Origin of the sequence: Flagellimonas ulvae, from assembly GCF_049333175.1 — a bacterium.
Lineage (GTDB): Bacteria > Bacteroidota > Bacteroidia > Flavobacteriales > Flavobacteriaceae > Flagellimonas.
In genome coordinates this window covers 608,546-620,598 of record NZ_CP186325.1, presented here as the reverse complement: position 1 = coordinate 620,598, position 12,053 = coordinate 608,546, and the positions used below count along the sequence as shown (strand labels likewise).

Genomic DNA, 12,053 nt, shown 5'->3' with positions numbered 1-12,053 from the left:
TCTTCATAACATTTTAATAAGTATCCAAAAATGCACTTGGAATTGTAACGTGGTTGAAGTAATATCATACCGAAATAACCCGAAACCACTATTTCGTATGAGGCAACTGAAGATTGTAAAGCAAGTAACCAACAGAGAGTCCAAATCCCTTGACAAGTACCTACAGGATATCAGTAAAATTGATTTGATTACCGCCCAAGAAGAAGTGGAATTGGCGCAGAGGATTAAGAAGGGTGACCAAGTAGCATTAGAAAAATTGACAAAAGCCAATCTCAGGTTTGTAGTTTCCGTAGCGAAACAATATCAAAACCAGGGTCTTACCCTACCGGATTTAATCAATGAAGGAAATTTGGGATTGGTAAAAGCGGCTCAAAGGTTTGATGAAACCCGAGGGTTCAAGTTTATTTCTTATGCGGTTTGGTGGATTAGACAATCCATTCTACAAGCGTTGGCGGAACAAGCACGCGTGGTGAGACTTCCTTTGAATAAAATCGGTACCATTAACCGAATAAAGAAGACGTTTTCTTATCTAGAACAAGCACATGAACGTCCTCCATCTCCTGAGGAAATAGCAAAGGAATTGGATATGACGGTGTCTGAAGTAAAACAATCTCTTAAGAATATAGGTCCACATGTTTCCATGGATGCTCCATTAAAAGAAGGTGAAACCTCAAGCTTGTATGATGTTCTTAATGTAAACGAATCACCAAAACCAGACATGGGGTTAATGCACCAGTCCTTAAACACCGAAATCAATAGAGCACTGGATACTTTGACTCCAAGGGAAGCGGATATTGTAAGATTGTATTATGGAATTGGGGACGAACCTTCAATGACTTTGGAAGAAATTGGAAATGCCTTTGACCTGACTAGAGAAAGGGTGCGCCAAATTCGGGAAAAGGCAATTCGGAAGTTGAGGCATGCCTCTAAAAATAAGAACCTAAAATCCTATTTGGGATAAGACATAAAAAAAGGGAGCCATCCAGCTCCCTTTTTTGTTCGGTTATTTAAAGCTATTGGGGTAATTAAGCTGTGTAATGTTGAAATCCGTCAACATTTGGTTTAAATCTCGAATAAAATTCAAGTATGCTGCGTTTTCTGGGTTCTGATTTTTCATGGGACTAAGTATTTTGATTTGTGGCTATAGGTAATCCAATTCTACAAGCTCGTTCATGCTCAGTATTTCGTTAAGTTCCTGAAGAAAGGCCAAGTATTCTTCTCCGTAGGTATCGTATAACATAACTTAGGTGGTTTTAAGTTTGGGTATTCATTAACTCTTAGTAAACCTACCTCAAAGATTGAGGTATTACAATAAATTGTGGTGAAACTAAGGGTTTTCGTTGTGAAAAAAATGTGAACATTTGTTATTCATCTGATAAAATTTCCAAAGAAAGCTCAAAATCAACTTCCATATCAAAATCCGACTTTGGTGGATAAATATCGAATTCTTCATACAAGAAACATAAGCTCATAGGAAGACGTTCCAATTCTTCTTGCTCCAATTCCAATCTCCTCTGCAGAAGACATTTTACTTCGTATGCTCTATTGCTGATTTTTAAAGTTTCCATACACTCCAGCTCTTCCAACAAAGGAATTTCCTTTTCATCACCATACTCCAGAATTTGATCAAGTAAAAGCAACTTGCACTCTTCATCCGGTGTAAAGTTGAACAACTGATAAAAAACACTCTGGTAATAATCTGGTAATAATTGTGGTTCCATTATTTTTGAAGTAGTAGGATTTTTTTATTTAAAAGCTTTTCCACTTTCGGATACTCTTGCAAAAACTCGTTGTATAAAAAGTTCAAATGCTTAAAGTCATTATCGGATTTGCACACCATGGACATTTGTTCTGTGATTTCCAATAGGCTATGGCAACGTAGCATTCGCAAAGAGGGTTCTATTTTCTGGCAAGAAAAATCAATGCTACGGACATTTCCACTTTGCAAATGAATTTTTGTCTTGCCCACAAATTCAAAAATGTTTTGCTTGTACAGTCTGGCCAATTCCTCCATCAAATCCATTTGAAACATACATTCTTCCCAAAGCGGCTCCAAATTGATTCGTTCGTTTTCTTTGGCTCCCAATCTTCTCTCAACACAATGGGGATTTTCATCGGAAGTCTTGACCGCCAGTTTTAATTGACGCAATAGCGTATTCTGCTTTAAGTTAAGTTCAGATTCATCAAACTCTTTGAGCAACTGATTTATCCTTTTCAATACGGCTCGGTAGTCGGTCTTACTATCTGTTTTAGGTTTTGAGATTCCTATCTCCTCATAAATTACTTCCAACTCTTCAGATGGATGACTACCGAAAACCTTACCCTCAAGGTCATTCTTGAATTCGTCAAATGTCCTCTTTAGCTTACCAGCTTCAAAAGTGTTAAGTTCTTCATAGGAAAAGCTACTGAGTCCAATCTCAAGTTTTTCCAAATATTTCAATAATTCTGTTGTTCCCATGTAACCTATCAATATGCACTAGGAAATTGATGATTAAACCCAATTTGTACAACTAATTGTTTTGAAGGGTTAGTTTTTTGTTGTCAAAATGCAATATGCGTAGGTATACTATTTTAGGAGTAAATTGAAGTGACAGGTAAGGGGCAACTAAAACGTTAAAGTTCTGCTGATAATTTCTTTAAAAAGGCATGCAAACTAGTTTGAGCTTTCTTTTTCTTTTTTGGCCAATCGGTCCTTTACATACTCCACTTTGGTTTTTCCATGAGGTCTTGGATTCCCCATATCGTCTAGGTTGACCATAATAATATTATCCACGGTAACAATGCTCTCATGGGTCATTTTATTTCGCACTTCGCAGTTAAGGGTAATGGAGGTTGTTCCAAACTTTACCACCTCTATCCCAATCTCTATGATATCCCCTTTTTGGGCATTGCTCATAAAGTTTATTTCAGACATATATTTGGTCACAACTTTTTTGTTCTCCAATTGAACAATACTGTATAGTGCTGCTTCCTCATCTATCCAAGCCAATACTTTACCACCAAACAGAGTCCCATTGGCATTTAAATCTTCAGGTTTGACCCATTTTCTCGAGTGAAATTTCATCAGAATGTTTTTGGGATATACGACAAAATTAAAAGTTTGGCCTATGACTGAATTTTCTGTAGCCCTTTTAACAAAAACATTATCGTTTTGATAAAATTTGTTAAGGATGAAATAAACTTTTCTTAATTAAGAGCCTTAAAAAATATCTTCTAAATAAATTCAGGCATCCATCAAAACAACAGCCATCATGCAAACCAGTGTCGAATACTATTCAGACCCAAGCTTTACCGTTTTTCAAGTACCTGATTGGAGGGCAAAATTTTATAAATACCTTTCTTTGGATTTATGGGGTAACCTACCAAGCCCTATTCAACGTTATCTTTCATCTTGGTACAGTTCTGTTTACAACAAGCCATATTCCAAAAAAATCATCAAATCCTATATCCGGATTAATTATTCGGATAAGGACTATCTGAACAAATTCAAGCCACCTTTTGGAAAGGAAGAATTTGAATCCTTTCAGGATTTCTTCATAAGGGAGTTCAAGGAACTACCGCTGAATGACAGCCCTTTTGTCTGGCCCTGCGAAGGTCTGCTGTGTGACGAGAATAAAGTTGAAAATCTGGATTATGTTCAAGTGAAAACCGATATCCGCTCAGTGACAACTGTTTTTGGGTTGAAGCACAACGAAATTCCCAAAAATTATACGTTCACCAATGTGTTTTTACATAACAAAAACTACCATAGAATTCATTCACCTATAACAGGAACCATCACTCGAATTCAACATATTCCAGGAGATTTGATTGTTTTACGTCCTTGGATTTATAAACAGAATCCGTCCATCCCCGCATTCAGAAATGAACGGTACAACATTGATATTGAAGATGAAGGAGGTCGCACGTGGTATTTATCCATTGTGGGAGGGCCTGCTGTAGGAACCATAGAACTATCTTCAAATACCAAAATTGGAAATGAGGTGAAACAACTCCAAGAGCTTTCATTGTTTTATTTGGGATCCACTTGTTGTATGGCTGCACCTGTTTCGCCAAGGTTCCATGCTAAAAACACCTTTGTGGAAGTGGGTATTCCCTATTAAAATAGACTTGGTGGATTAGGTTGCACTAAGGTTGACGGAATTTTTAATTCCGAGCCAAAAGCTTCGTTCAAATTCTTAACAAAATAGGCTGAAAGCAAGGGAGATTCCAACTCCAAGTTTTGGTGTACAAAAAAGTGTATGTTTTTCAACCCTTGCTGCTCCCATGCTTTCAATCTTTTTACCCAGTCATCCAATCTAGGGTAGTCCGATTCATGATTGGCTCCCACGTAACGGATAAAAGCTTCATTGTTTGTCAATCGCATATGCATAAGATCTCTTCTACCTGCAGTATCCACCAAAACATTGGCAATTCCATTTTCTTCCAAGAGATGATATAGTTCCTGTGCTACTTTTTCATCATTGAACCAATCTGTATGCCTAAACTCCATAGCCAACGGAAATTCTTTGGGCCAATATTCCACAAAGCGCACTACCCTATCCCAGTTTTTAGGGTTGAAATTATTATGCATTTGTAAAAAAATGGTGCCTAGCTTTTCTTTCAACAATGAGGTTACTTCCAAATAACGGTCAACAACGTCATAAACCTTGTCGTTTAATCTTCGTAAATGGCTGACTTCGTTGGTCATCTTTGGAAAAAACTTAAAATCATCTGGGGTTTTATCATACCATTTTTCATACTGTTCTGCTGGGAATATGCGGTAAAAGGTAGCGTTCAACTCAATGCAATTAAATTGTGAAGAATAGTAAACCAATTCATCTTTTGTACCTCTGGGATAGAAGTTTTTTAAATCCTGTCTGTTCCATTTGGCACAACCTACAAAAATATTTGAAGGACCTTTGTCCGTGTTTTTTGCCAATACACCTGCCGTGTCCGGGTGATCCGCAGGTATTGTAAAATCGATGAGTTCAGGTTGTTCTACCTTTCCAAATTTCATGAAACAAGTTTTACATTATTAATTCGAATTAAAGATATAAAAACGGTAGATGGAGTAGGGTTTCTTTTTGCGTTTCAAATTAACTAGATAGGTCATTATAGCTTTAAATGCTTAATATATGAAGATTCCAATTTCTTTTTTAAAATATAATTCTTACATTAAAATCATACTAATTGGACAAAAATGAAAAAATTAATTCTTGTTATCTCAGTTCTATTTCACTATGTTTTGAGTGCCCAGTGGGTCCCTAATGGAAATACTATTACAACTGCGAATAAAGTAGGGATTGGGACGAGTGCACCTGTACATCTTTTGCATTTAAAATCAACATTACCGTACGTGAGATTTGAAATGGATACCGACTCATATTCTTATTTAGAATGGTATGAATCATCAACCAGATATGCTTCAATTGGTTGGAGCGGTCATCAAAATCCAAAAAGAATTGGTTTTTTCACCAATGATGGTAACTCTTTTGCTGAAAGAATGTCTATCACGAATGGCGGAAATATTGGTCTAGGCACTACTTCCCCATCGGAAAAGTTGGATGTTGATGGAAACATCAAAATACTCTCAGCTAACGATAGAGGTATTATTTTTCAAAGATATGCTGATAAATTGCCATCTTCAATAAAAGGTTTGCCTGGCGAATTTTCCACAAGACAAGGTATTAGTTTTAACACCTCTTCCATAGAAAAAGCGGTAAATATACTTTGGAATGGAAACGTGGGCATTGCGACAGATTCGCCCGATGCTAAACTTGCTGTCAATGGTAACATTCATACGAGAGAGGTCAAAGTAGATTTGATAGGTTGGCCAGATTATGTATTTGAAAAAAAATATCACCTCCCATCTTTACAGGAAGTTGAAGCCCATATAGAAGAAAAAGGGCATTTGCAGGATATCCCAAGTGCTAAAGAAGTGAAGGAAAACGGAATCAAACTTGGAGAAATGAACTCCAAACTGCTCCAAAAAATTGAAGAACTAATGCTTTATACCATTCAACAACAAAAAGAAATTGAATTATTAAAAAAGCAAAACATCCAGCTGCAGAATGATATTCAAGTCTTAAATCAAAAATAGACTGTACCTTAATTCTGTTCATAACATAGTTAAAAAGTATTGCTCTTGCTAAATTTGTAGAATTGATGTTTCTGTAATTTTAATAAAACGAAACACCATGGATTCACGATCCGGTAAGTTGTTGGACATACGTCCTGAAATTCCCAACGCACGCATACACGATAATATGAGCATGGAAGAGCATTTCCAGAATAAAACGCTCCGACCTATTATCAAGATGCAAAACGCTTTGCTCGTAGAGGTTTTTAAAAACTATGTGAGAAAGCACAAAGGGGTATTTTATGAACTGTCCAATGAAAAAAAGCTCAATCATATTGAAAAGTCCATTCAAAAGGATATCAAGTTTCGGAATTCCCTTAAAGGAATGATTATTGGTCAATTTACCGTTGAAGAATACACTATGTATATCAGAAATTCTTCTGCTCTTAACAAAAGAATGATGAATATGGTCATAGAGCGGTTAAAGGACCAATTGCAATTGCTCCAAGAAACTGTCTTAGTCCAGTAGCGATTCCCCATTTAGGTTAGTGGTCAAGATATCACTCATGATATCAAAAAAGGGGCGTATGGCTTTGAAAGATTTGTTCACCTCTTCCATAAATGTTTCACTTAGTACTTCTTTATCGGAAAAGTTCCGCACAAAAATGAACTGCTTTCTTTTAATAAGGTCTATATTAGGGTGTTCTTTATCAAATCCTTTTGGCGCGGTTTTCACTCCATCTCCCTGAATTTCTCCCCAAACCGATTTTAGGCTTTCTTTCCCAATTGCTTTTCTAAAATCTGAAGCGTCCATCTCAAACTCCTTTCGGATACGAAACAAATCTTCTTTATTTGGGTCCCAAAATCCAACTGCAGCAAAGGTTTCCCCTGGTTTTATTCTAAGGTAGTAACCACCTCTTAAATGAGCGCCAAGTCTAGAGAAGGACCCTGCAAAATGAGATTTATACGGAGTTTTATCTTTTGAAAAACGTACATCCCGATATATGCGGAACATCTTCATTTTTTCAATTTCATCATGAACATTGAGGTTCTCCTGAACATTGGCATAAAACTGTTTTACTGTAGATTCATGCATTTTGAAGGTTGGTTTATGGGCTTCGAACCACTCCCTATTGTTGTTTTTTTCTAAATCTTTTAAAAAATCGAGGGTCTCTTTTGAAATGCTTTGAGTATTCATGCGACAATCAAGATGTTATAATTACGCTAAAGTTAGAGAATTCAAAGCGGTATGGATATGTTTTATATATTTTTAAGCTTTACTAATCAATCATGGACAAGGAAAAAATCATTCAAGAACTAAAGGGACATAAGAAACAACCCTACCTGGACTATAGATTAAAAAGGGAAACGGAAGAATTCACAAACACTCTTTTCTATACCCTCTTTGATGTCAACACTCCCGTTGAGGAGAATTTAGACCTTCTTGAAAAACAATTTACAAGACTTGTTGATTTAGCATGCTGGGATGCCAATAAACCTTGTGCTAAGCTTTGGAGCAAATATGTTTCCAAACTCCCTTCTATTCTTGAAAAACTAAATTTGGACGCAGAAGCCATTTTGAACTGTGATCCCGCCTCTCTTTCCATACAAGAGATTTATATGGCCTATCCTGGGTTTTATGCAATAGCTATTTACAGATTGGCGCATGAATTGTACAAAGAAGGATTTCCTTTAGTTCCTAGATTGATGACAGAATATGCTCATAGACAAACTGGAGTCGATATCAACCCTGGCGCCCAAATAGGCAAATCATTCTTTATAGATCATGCCACAGGAGTGGTTATAGGAGAAACGGCTGTAATTCACGATAACGTAAAAGTCTATCAAGGGGTTACGTTGGGAGCACTTTATGTGGATAAAAAGCTTCAAAAAATAAAAAGACATCCTACCATTATGTCCAATGTTACCATTTATGCCAATGCTACCATTCTTGGTGGGGAAACGGTAATCGGTGAAAATTCAGTTATTGGTGGTAACGCTTGGTTAACTTCTTCAGTTCCTCCTAATTCCACAGTTTTTCATACTCCTGAAATAAAAATTAAAACCGCTGATGTCGAGTAACATTTTGGACCTTATCGGTAATACTCCTTTGGTGGAATCCCGGGTCTTGAATACCAACAAAAATGTGAAACTCTTGTTTAAACTTGAGGGCCATAATCCGGGTGGAAGTGTTAAGGACAGACCTGCCTATAATATGATTAAAAGTGGTTTGGAGCGGGGTGAAATTACCAAAACCACAAAACTAATTGAGGCTACCAGCGGTAATACAGGAATTGCCTTAGCCATGATAGCCGGCGTTTATGGCTTGGATATAGAATTAGTAATGCCCGAAAACTCCACAAAAGAACGCGTTCAGACCATGCGCGCCTATGGTGCTAAAGTGACACTCACTTCTGCAGATGTTGGGATTGAAGGTGCTAGAGACTATGCAGAGTCAAAAGTTCACAATGAAGGCTTTAAAATGCTCAACCAATTCGCAAATGATGACAATTGGAAGGCCCATTACAAAACCACAGGTCCTGAAATCTGGAAAGACACCAAAGGTGAAGTAACCCACTTCGTATCAAGTATGGGTACGACTGGGACCATAATGGGCACCTCTACTTATTTAAAAGAGCAAAACAATGCGGTGAACATAATCGGCGTTCAACCGACAGATAATTCCAGAATACCGGGTATCCGAAAATGGCCTGAGGCATATCTTCCCAAGATTTTTAATCCCACTAAGGTAGACCAAGTAATGGAAGTGAGTCAAGACGAAGCCGTTGTAATGGCAAAAAGGTTGGCCAAGGAAGAAGGTATTTTTTCTGGAATGAGCAGTGGAGGGGCAGCAACCGTTGCCTTACGATTGGCCGAAACTCTAGAGAGTGGTACCATTGTATCAATAGTTTGTGACCGAGGGGACCGATACCTTTCTTCCAATCTATATGATTAAGCTTAGTTGGCCAGCTCCGCTTCAATATTCTCCCAGTATTGTTTGAAATCACTAAGGTTATTATGCTCACCCTTTTCAATGGTATACATTTTTTTGTCCTCAATTGGAATTACTTCAAACAAACGCTTACCAGAATCATAAGCTACTACTCTATCTTCGGTACCGTGAAAAATGCGTATAGGTGCTTTTACCTGTTGAATGAATTGGTTTGAAGCTAATTTATACTTCAAAATGGGCTTCATGGGCAAAAAAGGAAATCGGTCCTGAGCTACATCGGTCAAATTGTAAAATGGGGTTTCCAAAATGAGTTTTTTGATTCTATTGTTTGATGCCACATGTGTAGCTATACTACATCCTAAAGACCTTCCATATATAATAATTTCGTCTTTTGCATATAACTCATGGGTGTAATCATAAAAGAGCTGTGCATCTTCAAAAAGATTGGATTCACTTCTTTTTCCTGTACTCTTTCCGTACCCTCTATAGTCCATAACGATAACATCATAATCGTAACGGAGAAATCGATTTGCAATTTGTCCCCATCGGGATAAATCTCCAGCATTTCCATGGAAATATAGAATAACTCCTTTAGGGTCTTCTGATTTGAAATGTAGGGCATTAAGTTTCGCCTCATCTTGCCCGGTTAGAAAGAATTCCTCAAAATCACGTTCAAAAGAGTATGTGTAGTTTTCCGGTAACTGGGTAGGTAGAAAAATAAACTTTTCTTGAAGTAGGGTAAGCATCAAAGTAAGGGTTAAAAACAGAACAAAGATAAGAATAGCAACTCGACCTAACTTACGCATTAATCGGTTTTGAAGTATGTTTTACATTAATGCTTGAACCTTCTAGGTCAACCTTTTTTGGGCGCGAGTTAATTATATCTCCCAACATACTGTGGTATGATTCGAAAGTGTTTAAATCTTTATGCCCACCACCTATTATAGTATATAGTTTAGTACGCTTTGGATTGATTTTGGAAAGCTTGACACTCGTCTTGTAAGGTATCAGTTTGTCATCAGTACCATGGAGAATATGAATGGGGCACTTCACATATTTAAGCCATTTATAAGTGGGCATTGGGAATTTTATCAATAAAGACAAGGGCATAAAGGGAATATACTTTTTAGCTACTTTACTTAGACTATAGTAAGGCGCATCCAAAATAAGCATACGCGGTTCATTCATAGATGCCAATTTTGTGGCAAATCCGGACCCTAACGACCTGCCATACAAAACAATATATTTTTCAGGCACCTTCTTTTTGATTTTATTGTAGATGACTTGCATATCACGTTTTACAGCTTTTTGGGTACGACGGCCTGTGCTTTTCCCGAAACCACGATAATCTACCATGATTACATCATATCCATGCCTTGTAAAGTCTACGGCAAATTTGCCCCAACCTTTTATGCTCTTTGAATTTCCCTTTAAGTAAAAAACAACCCCTTTTGGGTCTTTGGCCTTAAAATGCAACCCATTGATGATAGCCCCATCTCTTGTTTCAACGTTATATTCTTCTGTTATCTGATTTTCATAATAGAACTGAAAATCCTTATCTAACTTTTCCGGTTTAAACAAAAAGAGGTCTTGAAAAACAAAAAGAAGGACACTTATTAGGATATACACAGAAAGTATCACCAAAACAACATATACCCAAGTCTGCATAAAGCAAGAGTTTTTTCCAAATTACAAAAAATTATAAATATCTCTTTTTCAGTGTTTTTAACTTATAATTCTTATTTTTCAAATATCATTCAATCAATCAAAAAACAACATGGAATCATCTACTCAGGGTATTGTGCCCCAAAATCGAATTGAAATTATTGATGCCTTAAGAGGTTTTTCCCTTGCAGGTATAGTCATTGTCCATATGGTGGAAAACTATATTGGCGCTCCTTCCCCTTCTACTTTTAACGAAGCCGTTCACCAAGGTATAGGGGATGATATTGTTGATGGGTTTATCGGTTTTTTGCTAAGAGGTAAGTTCTTCGCGCTATTTTCTTTTTTATTCGGCCTGAGCTTTTTTATCCAAATGGATAACGCCAATAAACGAGGGGAATACTTTGGTGGTCGTTTTTTATGGAGGCTTATTCTGCTGCTCATTATTGGGTATGCACATAGTTTGTTTTATGGAGGCGACATCCTAACGATTTATGCAATCTTAGGGATTGTTCTAATTCCCTTCTATAAAATCAACAATAAATGGGTGCTTGGCCTTACTGCTCTTTTATTTTTAGGTTTTGGCAGATATATTGTTTTCTATTTTACGCAAGGAGGTAATGTTTTTCCAGGCATGGATTTCACCCCCGATAGTCAAGATGTTAAAGATTATTTCTCTATCCTAAAGGAAGGCACTCTTTTGGATGTCTTCACTTATAATGGGTATCAAGGACATCTTAATAAGGCTAATTTTCAATTGGGCGTATTTGGTAGGGGCTATATTACCTTAGGTTTTTTCTTTTTGGGGTTATTTGTTGGACGTATGGGCTTTTTTGAGAAATACAAGGATATGAAAAGATTGGTCAAACGTACTTGGATTTGGTCTTTGGTTCTCTTTTTGCTTTCCGGAGGTCTTATGGCACTTACTTTTGGGAGTATGGGAGAAAACGTAACCTTTGATAAATGGATTGCCATGTTTGGCTTAACTGCATTTGATTTGAACAATGTGGCGATGACCTTTATCCTATTAAGTGTTTTTGTAATTCTCTATAAAAAAACCAGTAGCCAGAAATGGCTCTCAAAATTTGCCCCTTATGGAAGAATGGCACTAACGAATTACTTTTTCCAAAGCATAATAGGTACATTTTTACTATTCGGCTGGGGAATGGGATATTTGGGAGAACTTAGAAATATCTACACTTTTTCGATTGCCATTATTGTGATAGTTGTACAAATGGCAATAAGTTCATGGTGGTTAACGAAATTTAGGTATGGCCCACTTGAATGGTTATGGCGTAGCGCAACTTTTTTGAAGGTTTTCCCGATGAAACGTAGCAACAACAATTAGCGGCCACAGTTCATCTATAATTCTTTCCG

Annotated in this window: 14 protein-coding genes; 7 read left to right on the top strand and 7 right to left on the bottom strand. The window is 37.0% G+C overall.

Annotated elements, in window-relative coordinates; genetic code table 11:
* Positions 1-97 precede the first annotated feature (97 nt).
* Positions 98-961, top strand: coding sequence for a sigma-70 family RNA polymerase sigma factor (locus ACOKFD_RS02855; protein WP_422859869.1), 864 nt, complete (start codon positions 98-100; stop codon positions 959-961).
* A gap of 403 nt (positions 962-1,364) precedes the next feature.
* On the opposite strand, the gene ACOKFD_RS02850 is transcribed toward ACOKFD_RS02855, so the two are convergent.
* From ACOKFD_RS02850 to ACOKFD_RS02840, 3 genes are all read right to left on the bottom strand, one after another.
* Positions 1,365-1,721: a hypothetical protein gene (locus ACOKFD_RS02850; RefSeq protein WP_422859868.1), complete on the bottom strand. Its 357-nt coding sequence runs from the start codon at positions 1,719-1,721 to the stop codon at positions 1,365-1,367.
* Entirely contained in the window at positions 1,721-2,458 is a 738-nt protein-coding gene (locus ACOKFD_RS02845) for a hypothetical protein (protein ID WP_422859867.1), read from the bottom strand. Before ACOKFD_RS02845 ends, ACOKFD_RS02850 begins: the two co-directional genes overlap by 1 nt.
* A 195-nt stretch (positions 2,459-2,653) precedes the next feature.
* Entirely contained in the window at positions 2,654-3,064 is a 411-nt protein-coding gene (locus ACOKFD_RS02840) for an acyl-CoA thioesterase (RefSeq protein ID WP_422859866.1), read from the bottom strand.
* A 187-nt stretch (positions 3,065-3,251) separates the two neighbouring features.
* Between ACOKFD_RS02840 and ACOKFD_RS02835 the strand changes: the two genes are divergently transcribed.
* Entirely contained in the window at positions 3,252-4,103 is an 852-nt protein-coding gene (locus ACOKFD_RS02835) for a phosphatidylserine decarboxylase (RefSeq protein WP_422859865.1), read from the top strand.
* On the opposite strand, the gene ACOKFD_RS02830 is transcribed toward ACOKFD_RS02835, so the two are convergent.
* Entirely contained in the window at positions 4,100-4,999 is a 900-nt protein-coding gene (locus ACOKFD_RS02830) for a DUF72 domain-containing protein (RefSeq protein WP_422859864.1), read from the bottom strand. The two genes, ACOKFD_RS02835 and ACOKFD_RS02830, sit on opposite strands and share 4 nt — an antisense overlap.
* 183 nt (positions 5,000-5,182) lie before the next feature.
* On the opposite strand from ACOKFD_RS02830, the gene ACOKFD_RS02825 reads away from it, so the two are divergent.
* Together ACOKFD_RS02825 and ACOKFD_RS02820 are read left to right on the top strand one after the other, a co-directional pair.
* Positions 5,183-6,082: a hypothetical protein gene (locus ACOKFD_RS02825; protein ID WP_422859863.1), complete on the top strand. Its 900-nt coding sequence runs from the start codon at positions 5,183-5,185 to the stop codon at positions 6,080-6,082.
* A gap of 97 nt (positions 6,083-6,179) precedes the next feature.
* Positions 6,180-6,590, top strand: a complete 411-nt coding sequence (locus ACOKFD_RS02820; protein ID WP_422859862.1) for a glyoxalase — start codon at positions 6,180-6,182, stop codon at positions 6,588-6,590.
* Here the strand turns inward: ACOKFD_RS02820 and ACOKFD_RS02815 are convergent.
* Entirely contained in the window at positions 6,579-7,259 is a 681-nt protein-coding gene (locus tag ACOKFD_RS02815) for a DUF2461 domain-containing protein (protein ID WP_422859861.1), read from the bottom strand. The two genes, ACOKFD_RS02820 and ACOKFD_RS02815, sit on opposite strands and share 12 nt — an antisense overlap.
* Positions 7,260-7,351: 92 nt before the next feature.
* On the opposite strand from ACOKFD_RS02815, the gene epsC reads away from it, so the two are divergent.
* Entirely contained in the window at positions 7,352-8,143 is a 792-nt protein-coding gene (gene epsC, locus ACOKFD_RS02810; RefSeq protein WP_422859860.1) for a serine O-acetyltransferase EpsC, read from the top strand.
* A complete protein-coding gene (gene cysM, locus ACOKFD_RS02805; protein WP_422859859.1) occupies positions 8,133-9,017 on the top strand; it encodes a cysteine synthase CysM in 885 nt (294 codons plus the stop codon). Before epsC ends, cysM begins: the two co-directional genes overlap by 11 nt.
* 2 nt (positions 9,018-9,019) lie before the next feature.
* On the opposite strand, the gene ACOKFD_RS02800 is transcribed toward cysM, so the two are convergent.
* Positions 9,020-9,820 (bottom strand): alpha/beta hydrolase, encoded by an 801-nt coding sequence (locus ACOKFD_RS02800; protein ID WP_422859858.1) that lies wholly within the window; start codon positions 9,818-9,820, stop codon positions 9,020-9,022.
* The gene (locus tag ACOKFD_RS02795; protein WP_298998733.1) at positions 9,813-10,682 is read right to left on the bottom strand and encodes an alpha/beta fold hydrolase; all 870 of its coding nucleotides are present in this window, start codon (positions 10,680-10,682) and stop codon (positions 9,813-9,815) included. Before ACOKFD_RS02795 ends, ACOKFD_RS02800 begins: the two co-directional genes overlap by 8 nt.
* A gap of 109 nt (positions 10,683-10,791) precedes the next feature.
* Here ACOKFD_RS02795 and ACOKFD_RS02790 point away from each other — a divergent pair, with 109 nt between their 5' ends.
* Positions 10,792-12,024, top strand: a complete 1,233-nt coding sequence (locus ACOKFD_RS02790) for a DUF418 domain-containing protein (RefSeq protein WP_422859857.1) — start codon at positions 10,792-10,794, stop codon at positions 12,022-12,024.
* Positions 12,025-12,053 lie beyond the last annotated feature (29 nt).